We start from the raw sequence: 16412 nt of genomic DNA, 5'->3' as shown, positions 1-16412 counted from the left end.
GTCGGACGCAGGACACGGCGCGAGCGGCGGCGATGCCGCACGAATGCGCCGAATCCGGAATCTACAACGTTGTGCGACAGATGTACATCGTTGTAGGACGACCAGTCGATCCAGACACGGCCCACGTCGCGCTGTGCGTCATCCCTCGGCCGGGACGCGGTCCTCGTCGGCGGCCGCTTCCTCGTCGGTCGTCGGGACCGGCTCGTCGAGGGCACGGGCGCCCTCGCCGCGCCCGGGTCCACGCCCGTCACCCAGGCCGGCCAGGTACGACGCGACCCATGCGAGCGCCGAGTTCCAGTTGATCGTCATCTCGTTCACGCCGTACGCGTGCACGTCGTCGACGAAGCAGCGCTGCGCCGGGCTGCCCGCGAGCGCCGCCGACACCGGGTCGGGGCAGTCGGAGTTGGGCCCGCCGGAGACGGTCCCGCGCGGCGGGGGCGGCAGCGCCGGGTCGAGCGCGTGCGCGTACCAGCGGCTGTGCTGGTTTTGGACGGCGTGCGTCCCGAAGCCGGTCACGTAGGAGACGCCCAGGGCGTTGCGGCCGAGCAGGTAGTCGACGCCACGCAGGACGGCGTCGCGGTAGCGGTCGTCGTGCGTGATCTCGTGCGCGGCGGCGAGGACGGCGAGGTTGTTGAGGATCAGCCCGTTGCTGCCCCAGTCGTAGCGGCCGTTCGTCGGCACGTACGGCAGGCCGAACGGCTGCGTCGCCTGCTGCTCGACGAGCGCGTCGGCGGCGTCGACGACGGACGCGCGCACGAGCGACCGCTCCGGCAGCGCGCTCTCGACGGTCGCGAGCTGGAGTCGTGCCCACGCGGCGACGTGGTTCCAGTCGAACCCCTCGGGCTGGAACGCGGGGCGCTCGCCGCCGAGGCGGTACGGGTTGGCGCGCAGGTCCGCGGCGTACCGGTCCTCGCCCGTCGTGAGGTAGAGCTCCGCGGCGGCCCACAGGCGGTCGTCGTCGACGTCGAGGTCGTCGTACGGGCCGGAGCCCGCGTTCTCGAGCGTGTTGGTGTCGGGCGCGAGCACGACGGGGTGCGTCGCGGCAGCGTCGTAGGCCGCCTGGGCGGCGGCGAGCAGGCGCTCGGCGAAGGCGGCGTCGTGCGGCGCGAGGACGCGGGCACCCTGCGCGGCGACCGCCGCGAGGTTGAGCGTCGCCGCGGTCGACGGGCGGTGCAGGAAGCGCGGCTGCGGGTCGTCGGCGGGGAGCGTCGGCAGCGGCACCCAGCGCTCGTCGGACACCTTGTGGTGCACGAGACCCGCGTACGGCTCACCGTCGGGCACGACCATGCGGAGCATCCACTCGAGCTCCCAGCGCGCCTCGTCGAGCACGTCGGGGACGCCGTTCCCGCGCTCCGGGACGCGCAGCGAGCCGTCGCCGAGCGCGTCGTCCGTGCCGGTGCGCACCGCACGCTCGTACAGGCCCAGCAGCTGGGCGACCGCGATGCCGCCGTTGACGACGTACTTGCCCTGGTCGCCCGCGTCGTACCAGCCACCGGTCACGTCGAGCGTGTAGTCGCCGGTCCAGCCCTCGTAGAGGTCGACGCCGTCCGCCGTCGTCGCGTGCGCGGCCGGCAGGCACGGGACCGCGCCGTCGCCGCGGTTGGGGGCGACGTCCACGTGCCCAGCGGCGCGCCCGTAGCCGGGGCCGAGCAGGTCCTCCTCGATCGCGATGCCGCTGCGCTGGCCGTAGAAGACGACGATCGACTCGACGCGCAGGTCGTCGTAGAGGTCGGCGCCGATCGCGAACGGGTCGCTCGTCGCCTCGTCGACCGCCAGCACGTAGCCGGTGCCGGGCGTGCGGACGTCGTCGAAGGTCAGCACGTGGACGTCGAGCCCCGCGGACGGGTCGTGGCCGCGCGGCACGGACTCCCCCTCGGCCACGACGGCACCGTCACCGTCGAGCAGCCGCCACGCGACCGGCTCGGTCGCACCCGTGACGAGCGTCGCCGTCTTCGGCCCGTGCGTGAGGTAGCCGACCTGGTTCACGCGCACGCGGGGTGCGTCCTGGCTGGTCATGTCCGTCCCTTCGTCGCGGCAGGCCGACGGCGGCCACCCTACGGCCCGGGACGGACGGCCCGGCGGCGTTCGGACGCCCGGGAGAGGATCGGTCCCATGCCCCTCGTCCTCCTCGACCTCGACGGCACCCTCCTCGACTCCGCGCCCGGCATCACCGCGTCCGTGCGCGCCGCCTATCGCGCGGCCGGACTGCCCGTCCCGCCCGACGACGTGCTGCGCTCGTTCGTCGGCCCGCCGATCTGGGACTCCCTGCGCGCGCACGGGGTGCCGGCCGACCGCGTCGACGAGGTCGTGCACGCCTACCGGACCGCCTTCGCGGACGTCGGGATGTACGACGCGACCGTCTTCGACGGCATCACCGACGTGCTGCGGGACCTGCGCGCCGCCGGGCTCGCGCTCGTCGTCGCGACGGCGAAGCCCGAGGTGTTCGCGCGGCCGATCTGCGACCGGCTGGGCCTCGCGGACCTCGTCGACGGCGTGTTCGGCGCCCCGCTCGACGAGACCTCGACGAAGGCCGACGTCATCGCCCGCGCGCTCGCCTCGCTCGCCGACCGGCCCGAGGCCGCGGTCACGCTCATGGTCGGCGACCGCGAGCACGACGTGCACGGTGCGGCCGAGCACGGCGTCTCCTGCGTCGGCGTGACCTGGGGGTACGCCGCCCCGGGCGAGCTCGAGGCCGCAGGCGCGGTCACCGTCGTGGACTCCCCCGCGGCGCTGCGCGACGAGGTGCTGCGGCGCCTGGCCCCGACCCTCCGCGACGAGGTCGCGCCGCACGCTTGACCTTGACGCTGCGTCAACTCCTACCGTGGATCAGGACCACACAGGGAACGTACGGGAGGACGCGGTGGAGGCCTCGATCCAGGAGGTCGCCCGGCTGACGGGCACCACGAGCCGCACGCTGCGGCACTACGACCAGATCGGGCTGCTCGAGCCCAGCCGGGTCGGCGAGAACGGGTACCGCTGGTACGACGAGGACTCCCTCGTCCGGCTCCAGCGGATCCTGCTCCTGCGCGACCTCGGCCTCGGGCTCACCGAGATCGGCCGGGTGCTGGACCGCGAGCAGGACGAGACCGTCGCGCTGCGACGGCACCTCGCCTGGCTCCGCGACGAGCAGCAGCGGCTCGCCCGGCAGGCCGCGTCCGTCGAGCGGACCCTCACCGCACGACAGGGAGGAGAACCGATCATGGCCGACGAGATGTTCGACGGCTTCGACCACACGCAGTACCAGGACGAGGTCGAGGAGCGCTGGGGCAAGGACGCGTACGCGCAGGGTGACACCTGGTGGCGCGGCCTGTCCGACCAGCAGAAGCGCGAGTTCCAGCAGGAGGCCGCGCAGCTCGGTCGCGACTGGGGCGCCGCGGCGGAGGCCGGCGTCGACCCCCGGTCCGACGAGGCCCAGGAGCTCGCGCGGCGGCACGTCGCGTGGCTCGGCGGCATCCCCGGCACACCCGGGTACGGGACCGCCCCGGTCCGCGAGTACGTCGTCGGGCTCGCCGACATGTACGTCGCCGACCCGCGGTTCGCGAAGAACTACGGGGGCGAGCAGGGCGCCACCTTCGTCCGCGACGCGCTGCACGAGTACGCGGCCCGTCACCTCTGACGGCGGTGCCGGGCGCCCGCTCGGCAGCACGCCCCGGCACGCCCGGTGGACGACGTCCGCCGGGCGCGCCGCCCGGGAGAAGTGCCCGGGCATCCGGGCTCGGCGCCCTGGTGCCCGGGCGCACCGCCCGCCGAGTCTCCTCGTCAGCCGCCGGCACGTCCGCCGGCGCCCCGACGAAGGAGCACCCGTATGACCAGCACCACCGCCGAGCCGACGGCCACCACGACGCGTCGGGCCGGGTCGGCGACCAGCCGCGCCTGGGCGTGGACCGGCGTCGCCGCCGGCGCCCTCGCGATCGGCGCGATCCAGGCGTCGCTCGCCGCGGGCGTCGACTGGGAGAAGACCGCCGGCGACCCCGTCGCGATGATCGAGGACGCCGCGACCAAGCAGTCGACGTTCCTCGTGTTCCACGTGCTGGCGGCGCTGACCGTCGTCCTGCTGCCGATCTTCGGCGCGGGGCTGCGGCGACGCCTCGACCAGCAGGCGCCCGCCGGGTCGCTGCACGGCGGGATCGCCGCCGCAGGGCTGCTGCTCACCGCGGCCGCGATGCTCCTCGGGAGCGGCCTCGACACGCAGTTCACGTTCGCGTTCCAGGACACCTCGATGGTCGTCCCGGAGTCCGCCGCGTTCTACACCGACTGGGTCGCGACCATCCCCTGGCTGTGGCTCGGTGCGGGCCTGTCCGCCCTCGCGCTCGGCGTCGCGTCGCTGCGGCACGCCGCCGCCCCGAAGTGGATCGGGTGGGTCAGCGTCGTCCTCGGCGCGCTCACGGTCCTCACCGGCGTCTCGCCGCTGCAGTACCTCGCCGGGTTCGTCGGGCCGATCTGGCTGGTCGTCGTCGCGCTGGGCTTCGCGCTCGGCGACCGGCGCTGAGCGACCGCGCCCCAGCCGCGGAGGCACGGGTGCCACCGCACGACCAGCGGGACGACCTCGTCCGGTTCACCCGGGCGGGGTCGTACCCGTGCCTGGGAGGAAGCCCCTACGGTGACGCCATGACGACGGCCGTGGTCGCGCGTCGCGGCGGCCGGCCCCGGACCGCCGTCGCGCTCGCGCTGGTGACGTACCTGCTCACGCTCATGGGCGTGCTGCTCCTCGTCGCCGCGCGCGAGCCCGCGACGCCCGAGCTGCTGTTCACCGCGGTCGACGTCATGGTCGGCCTCGTCTACGGGACGGTCGGTGCCGTGATCGTCGCGCGCCGCTCGCACGTGGTCGGCTGGCTCGTCGTCGTCACCGGCGTCGGCGGTGCGCTCGCGACGTTCGGCAGCGGCTGGGGCGCCTACCAGGGCGCGCACCCGGCGCTGCCTCCGCTGCCCGCCGTCGCGTCGCTCGTCAGCTGGGCGTGGGTACCCGGCACGCTCGCCCTGTTCCTCGTCGTGCCGTGGCTCGTCCGGGAGACCCGCCCGTCGTGGTGGGCCCGCGCCGGCCTCGCGCTCGGTGTCGCGACGACCGCCGTCTTCACCCTGCAGCGGCTGCTGCTGCCCCAGACCGACAACACCGGTGCGGTCGTGGCGACCGTCGTGGTCGGCCTCGTCACGGCCGTCGCGACCTGGTGGCGGCGGGCGCGAGGACCGGTCGCCGAGCGTCCGGGGCTCGGGCTGCTCGCCGCCGGTGTCGCGCTCATGGCGCTGTCGTTCCTGCCGCTCGCGTTCGCCGACACGCCGTTCGAGATCGTCCTCGCGGTGCCGCTGGTGCACCTCGCGTGCCAGGCGCTGTTCCCCGTCGCGCTGCTCACGACCGTGCTGCGCAACCGGCTGTGGGGCATCGACCTCGCGGTGAGCCGCGCGGCCGTCGCGTCACTGCTGACGCTCGGGCTCGCCGTCGTGTACGCGGTCGTGCTGGTCGGCGTCGGCGCGCTCGTCGACAGCCACGTGGTCGCGCAGGTGCTCGCCGCCGCCGGCGTGGCGGCCGCCGTCCAGCCCGTGCACGGGTGGCTCGGGCGGCGCGTCCGCGTGCTCGTGTACGGCGAGGCGGCCACTCCGGGACGGGCGGCGCTGCGCGTCGGGCGGCAGCTGTCCGCCGCGGCCGACGCCGACGACCTGCTCCGCGGGCTCGCCGGGGCGCTGGGCGAGGCGCTGCGGCTGGAGTCGGTCACCGTGCGCGGCGCGCGTCCGGGCGTCGAGGCGACGTGGGGCGTCGCGACGTCCGCCCCCGTCGAGCGGCCGCTGGAGCACAGCGGGCGACGGGTCGGCTCGCTCGCCCTCACCGCCCGCCCGGGCGAGCGGCTCGACGCCCGCTCGACCGACGCGCTCGACCACCTCGCGCCCGTCGTCGCCGCGGGCGTCGCGCTCGCGCAGGGCACCGCCGACCTCGTGCGCGCTCGCGACGCCGCCACCCGCGCACGGCTCGCCGAGCGCACCCTCATCCGGCGCGAGCTGCACGACGGGATCGGCCCGTGGCTCACCGGGCTGCGGCTCGGGCTGCAGGGCGCACGGAACACGCTCGACCGGGACCCGGCCGCGGCCGCCGCGGTGCTCGACGCGCTCCAGGCCGAGGTGACGCAGCGCGTCGAGGACGTGCGGCTGCTGTCCCGCAGCCTGCTGCCGCCCGTGCTCGACGAGCAGGGGCTCGCCCCGGCGCTCGACGACCTCGCGCGGCGGACGGCCGCGACCGGGTTCACCGTGACGCTCGACGTCGACGCGGTCGCGCTCGACGGGCTCGACCCGCGGGTCGCCGCTGCGGCGTACGGGATCGTCAGCGAGGCCGTCACGAACGCGTCCCGGCACAGCGGTGCCGCGACGTGCACGGTCGCCGCCGCGGTGCACGGGGCGACGGTCGTGGTGACGTGCGACGACGACGGGCACGGCATGCCTGCCGACCGGACGCCCGGCGTCGGGACGCGGTCCATGCGCGAGCGGGCCGCGGAGCTCGGCGGGTCCGTCGCGTGGGTCGACCGCGACGGCGGTGGCGTGCGGGTGCGGACCGTCCTGCCGCTCGTGCCGGAGGCGTCCGACGCGGCCGACGTCGGCGCCGAGGGGGTGCTCGCGTGACCGTCCGTGCCGTCCTCGTCGACGACCACCCCGTCTTCCGGATCGGGATGGCCGCCCTGCTCGACTCGCTGCCCGGCATCCGGGTCACGGGTCAGGCGGCGTCCGCCGCCGAGGCGCGCACCCTGCTCGGTGGGAGCGTCGAGGCGGACGTCGTCCTCATGGACCTCGACCTCGGCGACGGGTCGGGCGTCGACCTCACGCGTGACCTGCTGCGCGACCGGCCGGGCCTCGCGGTGCTCGTGGTGACGATGCACGAGGACGACGACGCGGTCGTCGCGTCCGTCCGCGCCGGCGCCCGCGGCTACCTCGTGAAGTCGGCGCCGCCCGACGCCGTCGAGCGGGCCGTCCGGGCCGTCGCCGCCGGGGAGATGATCCTGTCCCCCGCCGTCGCCCAGCGGGCCATGTCGTACGTGCTCGGTGGCCGGGCCGCGACGCGCGTGCCGTTCCCGCAGCTCACCGACCGCGAGCGCGAGGTGCTCGACCTGGTCGCCGCCGGGCTCGACAACGCGGTCATCTCGAAGCGGCTGGCGCTCAGCCCCAAGACCGTCCGCAACCACGTCGCGAACGTGCTCACCAAGCTCGCGGTGCCCGACCGGTCCGCGGCGATCGTGCGGGCGCGCGAGGAGGGGCTCGGAGGGGCGTAGGCCGCCGTCAGGCTGGGGCGGCCTGGACCGGCGGCTCCGCCGACCACGGGAAGGTGATCCAGCGGTCGGTGCGCCGCCACACGTAGTCCGGCTCGACGACCGACCGCGGCTTCGCGTACAGGACCGCGGCGCGCGCCTCGGCGCAGTGCCCGGCGACGAGCCGCTGCACGAGCGCGAGCGTCTCGCCCGTGTCGGCGACGTCGTCGACGACGAGGGCCGTCAGGCCGTGCAGGGCGTCGGTGTCGAGCAGCGGGGGCAGCAGCTGCGGCTCGTCGAGGCGCTCGTCGACGCCCGTGTAGAACTCGACGTTGAGCGTCCCGACGGACTTCGTGCCGAGCGCGTAGGCGATCGCACCGCCCGGCGGGAGCCCGCCGCGCGCGACGGCGACGACGAGGTCGGGCGTGAAGCCCGAGTCGACGACGGCCTGCGCGAGCTCGCGGACGGCCACGCCGAACAGCGCCCAGTCGAGCACCTCCCGGTCCGCGGGGAGGTCCTGGCCGGGTGCTGCCTCGGTGGTCGCCATGCCGTCAGGGTAGGTCGCGCGCGTTGCGGCACGTTGCCCGCAGGTCCCGGGTGAAGGCGCCCGAGCGGCGCTCGACGGGGGACGCCGCTCAGGCCCGGTCGAGCGAGCGCTGCCAGTCCTCGTGCAGCGCGGCGAACCGCCCGCCGGCGGCCACCAGGTCGCCCGGCGACCCGTCCTCCACGACGCGCCCGCCCTCGACGACAAGCACCCGGTCGGCGCCCATCACGGTGGACAGGCGGTGCGCGATGACGACGGCGGTCCGATCGGCGAGCAGCGTGCCGAGCCCTTCCTGCACGAGCAGCTCACCGGGCACGTCGAGCGAGCTCGTCGCCTCGTCGAGCACGAGCAGCGCGGGGTCCGCGAGGAACGCGCGCGCGAACGACACGAGCTGACGCTGGCCCGCCGACAGCCGCACCCCGCGCTTGTCGACCTCGGTGTCGTACCCGTCGGGCAGCGACGCGACGAGGTCGTGCACGCCGACCGCGCGCGCCGCGGCCTCGACCTCGCCGCGCGTGGCGCCCGGGCGGCCGAGCGCGATGTTGGCGGCGACGGACCCGGAGAACAGGTACGCCTCCTGCGTCACCATGACGACCGCCCGGCGCAGGTCCACCGGGTCGAGGTCGCGCACGTCGACGCCGTCGATCGTGACCGCGCCCGTCCGCACGTCGTAGAACCGCGTGAGCAGCTTCGCGACGGTCGACTTGCCCGCGCCGGTCGCGCCGACGAGCGCCACCGTCTGGCCGGGCGGGACGTGCAGGTCGAGCCGGTGCAGCACCGTCGGGCCGTCCCCGTAGCCGAACGTCACGCCGTCGAAGCGCACGTCGCCGCGCGCGTGCGGCAGACGGACGGGGTGCTCGGGGTCGGGCACCGACGGCTCCTCCGCGAGGAGGTCGGCGACCTTCTCCAACGCGGCGGTGGCGGACTGGAAGGAGTTGTAGAACATCGCCATCTGCTGCAGCGGGCTGAAGAACCGCCGCGCGTACAGCACGGCGGCGGCGAGCACGCCGACCGCGAGGTCGCCCTCCAGCGCCCGCAGGCCGCCGACCAGCAGCACCGTCGCGACCGTGACGTTGCCGATGAGGACGAGGCCCGAGTCGAACCACCCGTTGAGCCGGATCGAGCCCGCGCTGGACTCGCGGTACTGCTCCGACAGCGCGTCGTAGGCGCCCTGCACCTGCGGCTCGCGGCGGAACGCCTGCACCGCACGGATGCCGGTCATGGTCTCGACGAACCGCACGATGACGCGTGCGGCCGCGGTGCGGTTGCGCCGGTACTGCGCCTGCGAGCGGCGCTGGAACCAGCGGCTGAGCAGCACACCGGGCACGACCGCGACGAGCAGGACGAGCCCGGAGCGCGGGTCGAGGATCGCGAGCGAGACCGCGGTGAGGACCATCGACAGGACGCCCGCGGCGAGCGTCGTGACGCCCCCGTCGAGCAGCTCGCGCACCGCGTCGAGGTCGGACGTCTGGCGGCTGATGATGCGGCCCGACGTGTACCGCTCGTGGAACTCCAGGCTGAGCCGCTGCGTGTGCCGGAAGACGCGGCGGCGCAGGTCCAGCAGGATCGCCTGGGACACGCGGGCCGACGCGCGCACGGTGGCCGCGACCAGCACGCCGCCGAGGACCGCGATGACCAGGTACGTCGCCGCGACCGCGAGCACCGGCGTGCTGTTCCCGTCGACCAGCGCGGGCAGCGCGTGGTCGATCCCGTACGCGACGAGCGCGGGCCCGGACACCGCCGCGACCTGCGACCCGACGACGAGCGCCACCGTGAGCCACACCGGCCGACGCACCGGGTGCAGCAGCGACCGGAGCAGGACGAGGGACCGGCGACGCGCCTCGCGCGACCGCTCGCGTGCGTCGTCGGCGGTCGGGTGGTCGAGCGTGGTCGCGCTCATCGGGCCGCCTCCACCTCGTCGTCGACCGGTTCGTGCTCGGTCGCCGCGAGCGCGGTCAGCACGAACCGGTAGTGCGGGTGATGGGCCAGCAGGTCGCGGTGCGTGCCGACGCCGGTGATCCGGCCGTCCTCCAGCACCGCGACGCGGTCGGCGAGCGCGACGGTCGACGGTCGGTGCGCGACGACGAGCGTCGTCGTTCCGGTGAGCTCCGCGCGCAGGCGCTGCGTCACCTCCGCCTCGGTCGTGACGTCGAGGGCCGAGAGCGGGTCGTCGAGCAGCAGGACGCGGGGTCGGACGGCGATCGCGCGCGCGAGCGAGACGCGTTGCCGCTGCCCGCCCGACAGGCTCAGGCCCTCCTCGCCGATGACGGTCTCGACGCCGTCGGGCAGGTCGTGCACGAACTCGGCGCGGGCGACGTCGAGCGCGCGCGTGAGCCGGTCGTCGGTCGCGCCGGCGGCGTCGACGCCGAGCAGGACGTTCTCGCGGACGCTCGTCGAGAAGAGGATCGGGTCCTCGAACGCGACGCCGACGGCCGCGCGGAGCTCGGCGCGCGTGAGGTCGCGGACGTCGACGCCGTCGACCGTGACGCGGCCCGCGGTGACGTCGAACAGGCGCGGCACGAGCTGCAGCAGCGTCGTCTTGCCGCTGCCCGTGAGCCCGACGAGCGCGACGGTCTCCCCCGGCTCGACGACGAGGTCGACACCCGCGAGCACGTCGGGCCCGTCGCCGTGCCCGAACCGCACGCCGTCCAGCACGAGGCGCGCGCCGTGCGGGCCGGCCGGCGGCAGGTGGGACGGCCGCGCCGGGTCGGTGACCGTCGAGGGGGTGTCGATCACCTGGAGGTAGCGGTCGGTCGCCGCGCGCGCGTCGAGCGTCATCGCGAGCAGGGCACCCAGCCGCTCGACGGGCTGGTTGACGACGGCCGCGGTCGCGAAGAACGCGACGAGTGCGCCGACGGTGATCTCGCCGCGCGCGGTCAGCGTGACGCCCACCGCGAGCGACACCGCGAGCACCGCCTCCGGGATCGCGCCGAGCGCGAACGACACGCGCGACAGCGTGCGCGCCTTGTGGATCTCGGTCTCGCGCAGCTCGTCGGCCTGGCGCACGAAGTCGTCGAGCGCGTCGTCCCCGCGGCCGAACGCCTTGAGCACACGGATGCCGTGCACGGACTCCTCGACCGCCGTGGCGAGGTCGCCCGCCTGGTCCCGCGCGCGCCGGGCCACGTCCCGGTACCCCGTGCGGAACCGGAAGCTCAGCCACACCATCGGGATCGCGCCCGCGACGTACACGAGCCCGAGCTGCCAGCTCGTCGCGACCATGAGCACGACGCCGACGACGAGCGTCGTCGCGCTGACCAGCAGCATCACGAGCCCGAAGACCATCCAGCGGCGGATGGTTCCGAGGTCCGACATCGCCCGGGACAGCAGCTGCCCGCCCGACCACCGGTCGTGGAACGCGACCGGCAGGTCGAGCAGGTGCCGGAACAGCGACGTGCGCATCTCCCGCTCGACGGTCGTCCCCGGCGTGAGGATGAGTGCGCGCCGGCTCCACACGAGCACCGCCTCGAGCACGCCGAGCCCCAGCACGAGCAGCGCGCCGAGCACCACGCCGCGCCGCGACGAGTCCGTCAGCAGCGGCCCGTTGACGATCGCGCGCAGCACCTGCGGGACCGCGAGCGCGAGCATGCTCGCGCCGAGGGCGGTGCAGCCGCCGAGCAGCACCCGCGGCACGGCAGGGCGCGCCCAGGTGAGGAGTCGGAGCATCGCGCGGGGGGTGGCCCGACCGGCGGCGGTCGGAGGGGACGGTGGCACCCGTCCACCCTACGAACGGCTCCTCGAAGCCGCCCGGGGCACCCCACCCGTCCTGCATCCCGAGACGGTCGTGCCGCAGGCGACGGGGACGGCCGTCCCGGTCGCTAGCCGACCAGGCGCAGCGGGCAGGTGGCGAGCAGCTCCGCACGCTCACGCTCTGACAGACCGCTGAACTGGAGCGCGTCCCACCCGACGGCGCCCGCGCGCGAGAGGTACTCGGAAAGCGGCGGCGGCGCCTCGAGGTCGTACCCCTCGTGCTGCCAACAGCGCCACGAGTCCACGTCCTTCGCGTGGGCCGTGCGGGCCTCCTCGGCGGTGAGCTCGCGCGCCGGGGCGTCGTACGGGTACCCGTTCTCCTCGTGGCACCGTCGCAGGTCGTCGAGGCGCGCCCCGGGATCGGAGTCGTCGGGACTGTTGCGGAGCGCGCTCAGCGTTCCGTCGACGTCGACGGTCACGCTCCACCCGAGCGCCTCCAGGCAGCCGCCGACCGTGCGGGTGTACTCGGCCCGTTCGCGCCGCTGCTCGGCGAACCATGCGGGTGGCGCCCACGTCGCGTCCGGGGTCGCCGCCACGGTCGGGCCGGACCACGACCCGCCGAGCGCGGCGGCCGTGCCCGCGCCTGCGGCGACCGCGGCCGTCGCGAGGGCGGCGACGACGCGCATGCGGCGGCGCAGGCGGCGCGCCCCCGGGACGACGCGACCGGTGTCGACCCGGATGTCGGGCGCGACCAGCTCCACCCGCTGACGCAGTGCGCGCGCGAAGTCCTCGTCGGTGCTCATGCGCGGGTCTCCTTCCCGGGCTCTGCCGGGGAGCCGGTCGCGGGCCGTGACCCGCTCGGCGGCAACGTGCTGGCGATCGGCCCGGGTTCCGCCAGCGCGACTCGGAGCCGGGCGAGACCGCGCGAGGCGGTCGACTTCACGGTCCCGACCGACACGCCGAGGTCGTCGGCGACCTCCTGCTCCGAGAGGCCGACGAGGTGGCGGAGGACGACGACCCGGCGCTGTCGCGCTGTCAGGGTGCGCAGCGCCCGGACCAGCTGGTCCCGGTCCGCGTGCGACCGGGCCTCCTCCGCCACCATCCCGTCCGGAAGGTCGTGCGGCGCCGTGAGCACCTCTCGGCGGACCTTGCGCCACGCGTCGATCCGGGCGTTCGCCAGGACGCGACGCGCGTAGGCCACGGGGTCGCGCTGACGGGCGCGCGGCCAGGCGAGGTACGTGCGCATGAGCGCCAGCTGCACGAGGTCCTGCGCACGGTGCTCGTCGCCGCACAGCAGCCACGCGGTCCGCGCGAGCGCCGGCGCGCTCTCGCGCATGAACGCGGCGAACTCCGACTCGTGGTCCGGGTCGTCGGCCGCTCGCCCACCCGCGAGCAGCACGTCGACGCGTTCGTCGACGTCGGCCGGGTCACCGCGGTCCACGGCGCTCCCCTCGGTCGACAGTGTCGTCATACCCCGTACACGGCTGGGCGGGGTCCAAGGTTGCGTCCGGCTACACGCCCGTGCGGGCCGTCTTGGTGTTGTGCGCCTGCGCGCGCGGGCGGACGACGAGGAGGTCGACGTTGACGTGCGGCGGGCGGGTCAGCGCCCAGGTGATCGCGTCAGCGATGTCGTCGGCGACCAGCGGCTGGTACCCCTCGTAGACCGCGGCGGCGCGCGCCTCGTCGCCGTCGAACCGCACGAGCGAGAACTCCTCGGTGGCGACGGCGCCGGGCGCGACCTCGATGACCCGGATCGGCTCGCCGACGATCTCCCAGCGCAGCGTCGTGGCGAGCATCCGCTCGGCGTGCTTGGCGCCGGTGTACCCGGCGCCGCCCTCGTAGGCGCCGTGCGCCGCGGTCGACGTCACCACGACGACGTCGCCCTCGCCCCGCTCGCGCAGCAGCGGCAGGAAGGCCTTCGTGACGCGCAGCGTGCCGAGCACGTTGAGGTCGTACATCGTGCGCCACTGCTCGAGGTCAGCGGTCTCGACGGGGTCGAGGCCGAGGGCGCCTCCGGCGTTGTTCACGAGCGCGTCGAGCCCGCCTGTCGCGGCGACGTGCGCGGCGAGGCGGGCCACGTCGTCGTCGGACGTGACGTCGGCGACGAACGCCTCCGCACCGGTCTCGGCAGCGAGCGCCTCCAGCCGGTCGGCCCGACGAGCCGTCGCGACGACGTCCCAGCCCTCGGCGCGCAGCCGCCGCACGGTCGCGGCGCCGATCCCGGACGAGGCGCCCGTGACGACGGCGCGGCGCGGACGGACGGGGGCGGTGCTCATCGGGTCTCCCTGGGGTTGCTCACGGTCGTGCGGGTGGCGGTCGGGCGTGCCGTCGCGCATCACAGCACGTCGGCGGCGACGGCGTCGAGCACGTCGCCGAGGATCTCGAGACCGTGCGCCGCCTCGTCGGGCGTGACGACGCACGGGGGCACGACGTGCACGCGGTTGTCGGCGGTGAACGGCAGCAGGCCGCGGGCCAGGGCTCCGGCCCGGATGCGGCCGACGACGGACGCGTCGACCGGTTCGCGCGTCTCCCGGTCGCGCACGAGTTCGACGGCCCAGAACACCCCGAGCCCGCGGACCTCGCCGACGAGCGGGTTGCGGGCCGCGAGCGCGGCCAGGCCGGGAGCGAGGACGTCGCGCCCGACGGCGGCGGCGTGGTCGACGATCCCCTCGTCGGCCATGGCGTCGAGCGTCGCGACGATGGCCGCCATCGCGAGCGGGTGACCGGAGTACGTGAGGCCGCCCGGGAAGACGCGCACGTCGAACGTGCGCGCGATCGCGTCGGAGATCATCACGCCGCCGGCGGGGACGTACCCGGAGTTGACGCCCTTCGCGAAGGTGATGAGGTCGGGCACGACGTCGAACCCGTCGAGCGCGAGCCAGCGTCCGGTGCGGCCGAACCCGGCCATGACCTCGTCGAGGACCAGCACGATCCCGTACCGGTCGGCGATCTCGCGGACGCCGCGCAGGTAGCCGGGCGGCGGGACGAGCACGCCGGCCGTGCCGGGGATCGTCTCGAGCAGGATCGCGGCGACCGACGTCGGGCCCTCGGACTGGATGACGCGCTCCAGGTGGTGCAGCGCGCGCTCGGCCTCCTGCTCGGGGGTCGTCGACCAGAACTCCGACCGGTACGGGTACGGGCCGAACACGTGCACGTGACCGCGCGCGTACTCGTTGGGCACGCGCCGCCAGTCCCCCGTCGCGACGACGGCCGCGCCGGTGTTGCCGTGGTACGAGCGGTAGTGCGACACGACCTTGTCGCGGCCCGTGTGCAGGCGCGCCATGCGGATCGCGTTCTCGTTCGCGTCGGCGCCGCCGTTGGTGAAGAACACCTTCGAGAAGCCCGCGGGCGCGTGCGCCAGGACCCGCTCCGCCGCCTCGCCGCGGACGAGCGCCGCGGTCGACGGTGCGATCGTCGTGAGCGTCGACGCCTGCGCGCGGATCGCCTCGACGACGCGCGGGTGCTGGTGGCCGATGTTCGTGTTGACGAGCTGGCTCGAGAAGTCGAGGTAGCGGCGGCCCGACGAGTCCCAGACGTGCGAGCCGGAGCCGCCGGCCAGGACGAGCGGGTCGAGCGCCGCCTGGGCTGACCAGGAGTGGAAGACGTGCTCGCGGTCGAGCCGCACGGCGGCGGCGTCGTCGGGATGGATGGTCGTGCTGGTCGGGACGCTCACGTCTCCCCCTCGTCGGTCGTGCCGGGCCGTGCGGCGCGGGCAGGGTGCACCCGCGCCGCACGGGTGTGGGTCAGTTGCCGCCCGGCTCGAGCGTCACCTCGGCGGCCTGGAAGTCGGCGCCGTCGACGTCGACGCCCTCGGCGCGCAGCTCCTCGAGCGCCTTGTCGACGTACTCGTTGGTGTAGGCGTCGGCGCTCGGCTCGGCCGTGATGACCGTCGCGCCCTGGTCGTTCTTGGTGTTCAGAGCGATGTCGACGGTCCGCTCCCAGGCCGACTCGTCGATGATCCCGATGCCGCCCGGCGACGGCCAGACGAGCTTGTTGACCTCGTTGACCTGCCACAGCTGGTGGCTCGCGCCGAGCTGCGAGCCCGCGGCCACGACGAGGTCACGCGCCTCCTCCGGGTTGTCGCGGACCCAGATCCAGCCCTCGAGGCTCGCCTTGAGGAACTTGACCGTCGTCTCCTCGTACTCCGCGTCGGACGCGAGGCGCTCGGAGTTCGCCCAGATCGCGTCCTGGAGCATCGCGGTGCCCTCGTCGTTCCAGTCGACGACCGTGAAGTCCTCGGGCTGGTAGAGCTCGCCGGTCGCGGGGTTCACGGCCTCGAGCACCTGGGCGTACTCGTTGTACGTCATGGCCTGGGCGGCGTCGATCTCGCCCGACAGCAGCGCGTTCATGTCGAACTGCTGCTGCACGAGCGTGACGTCGGTCGCCGGGTCGAGGCCCGCCTCGGTCATGCCCGCGAAGAGCTCGAACTCGTTGCCGAAGCCCCAGTTGCCGACCTTCTTGCCCCGCAGGTCCGCCGCCGAGGTGATGCCCGAGTCGGCGAACGCGACCTGGAGCGTGCCCGACCGCTGGAAGATCTGCGCGACGTCGGTGATCCCCGCGCCCTGCTCGCGCGACGCGAGCGCCTTCGGCACCCACGCGATCGCGTAGTCGACGGACCCGTCGGCCAGCACGGACTGCGGGACGATGTCGACGCCGCCCTCGACGATCTCGACGTCGAGGCCCTCGTCCTCGTAGAAGCCCTGCTCGACCGCCGCGATGTAGCCGGCGAACTGGGCCTGGGTGAACCACTGCAGCTGGAGCGTGACGGGGGTCAGCCCGTCGGAGTCGCCCGACGCCTCGGGCTCGGGGTCGCCGCTGCCGCTGCTGCACGCCGACAGCACGAGCGCGGTGGCGACGCCGACAGCCGTCGCGGTCCACGCGGAACGCCTGGTGGGGGTCATCTCGGGTCCTTCCTGGGGGGCGGCACTGGCGGGGCGCGCTCGCCGGAGGGGGCGAGT

General features: G+C 75.0%; 14 protein-coding genes. 5 read left to right on the top strand and 9 right to left on the bottom strand.

The window, feature by feature from the left end:
- Positions 1-138: 138 nt before the first annotated feature.
- The gene (locus GXP71_RS04195; protein ID WP_238402609.1) at positions 139-2016 is read right to left on the bottom strand and encodes a glycoside hydrolase family 9 protein; all 1878 of its coding nucleotides are present in this window, start codon (positions 2014-2016) and stop codon (positions 139-141) included.
- A gap of 96 nt (positions 2017-2112) precedes the next feature.
- On the opposite strand from GXP71_RS04195, the gene GXP71_RS04190 reads away from it, so the two are divergent.
- From GXP71_RS04190 to GXP71_RS04170, 5 genes are all read left to right on the top strand, one after another.
- Positions 2113-2796, top strand: a complete 684-nt coding sequence (locus GXP71_RS04190) for an HAD hydrolase-like protein (protein ID WP_162351629.1) — start codon at positions 2113-2115, stop codon at positions 2794-2796.
- A 64-nt stretch (positions 2797-2860) separates the two neighbouring features.
- Complete coding sequence (locus GXP71_RS04185; protein ID WP_162351628.1) at positions 2861-3616, top strand: MerR family transcriptional regulator; 756 nt, start codon at positions 2861-2863, stop codon at positions 3614-3616.
- Between the two features lie 189 nt (positions 3617-3805).
- On the top strand, positions 3806-4489 hold the full coding sequence (locus GXP71_RS04180; protein WP_162351627.1) for a hypothetical protein: 684 nt from the start codon (positions 3806-3808) through the stop codon (positions 4487-4489).
- Between the two features lie 119 nt (positions 4490-4608).
- Positions 4609-6603, top strand: coding sequence for a histidine kinase (locus tag GXP71_RS04175; RefSeq protein WP_162351626.1), 1995 nt, complete (start codon positions 4609-4611; stop codon positions 6601-6603).
- A complete protein-coding gene (locus GXP71_RS04170) occupies positions 6600-7247 on the top strand; it encodes a response regulator transcription factor (RefSeq protein WP_162351625.1) in 648 nt (215 codons plus the stop codon). The genes GXP71_RS04175 and GXP71_RS04170 overlap by 4 nt, the downstream gene beginning before the upstream one ends.
- Before the next feature lie 7 nt (positions 7248-7254).
- Here GXP71_RS04170 and GXP71_RS04165 read toward each other — a convergent pair whose 3' ends face one another.
- The 8 genes from GXP71_RS04165 to GXP71_RS04130 form a co-directional block, all read right to left on the bottom strand.
- Entirely contained in the window at positions 7255-7770 is a 516-nt protein-coding gene (locus tag GXP71_RS04165) for a phosphoribosyltransferase (protein ID WP_162351624.1), read from the bottom strand.
- An 88-nt stretch (positions 7771-7858) separates the two neighbouring features.
- Entirely contained in the window at positions 7859-9667 is a 1809-nt protein-coding gene (locus tag GXP71_RS04160; protein WP_162351623.1) for an ABC transporter ATP-binding protein, read from the bottom strand.
- On the bottom strand, positions 9664-11430 hold the full coding sequence (locus GXP71_RS04155; RefSeq protein WP_162351622.1) for an ABC transporter ATP-binding protein: 1767 nt from the start codon (positions 11428-11430) through the stop codon (positions 9664-9666). Before GXP71_RS04155 ends, GXP71_RS04160 begins: the two co-directional genes overlap by 4 nt.
- A 152-nt stretch (positions 11431-11582) precedes the next feature.
- A complete protein-coding gene (locus tag GXP71_RS04150) occupies positions 11583-12257 on the bottom strand; it encodes a hypothetical protein (RefSeq protein ID WP_162351621.1) in 675 nt (224 codons plus the stop codon).
- A complete protein-coding gene (locus GXP71_RS04145) occupies positions 12254-12925 on the bottom strand; it encodes a SigE family RNA polymerase sigma factor (RefSeq protein ID WP_162351620.1) in 672 nt (223 codons plus the stop codon). The genes GXP71_RS04150 and GXP71_RS04145 overlap by 4 nt, the downstream gene beginning before the upstream one ends.
- Positions 12926-12965: 40 nt before the next feature.
- Positions 12966-13730, bottom strand: a complete 765-nt coding sequence (locus GXP71_RS04140; protein ID WP_162351619.1) for an SDR family oxidoreductase — start codon at positions 13728-13730, stop codon at positions 12966-12968.
- Positions 13731-13789: 59 nt separating this feature from the next.
- Complete coding sequence (locus GXP71_RS04135) at positions 13790-15127, bottom strand: aspartate aminotransferase family protein (RefSeq protein WP_162351618.1); 1338 nt, start codon at positions 15125-15127, stop codon at positions 13790-13792.
- Positions 15128-15197: 70 nt separating this feature from the next.
- Positions 15198-16355 (bottom strand): ABC transporter substrate-binding protein, encoded by a 1158-nt coding sequence (locus GXP71_RS04130; RefSeq protein WP_162351617.1) that lies wholly within the window; start codon positions 16353-16355, stop codon positions 15198-15200.
- Between the last annotated feature and the right edge of the window lie 57 nt (positions 16356-16412).

Origin of the sequence: Cellulomonas sp. H30R-01 (assembly GCF_010119915.1) — a bacterium.
Taxonomy (GTDB): domain Bacteria; phylum Actinomycetota; class Actinomycetes; order Actinomycetales; family Cellulomonadaceae; genus Cellulomonas; species Cellulomonas algicola.
Note: the sequence above shows the minus strand (reverse complement) of the source record. Positions and strands in the feature narration are given on the sequence as shown.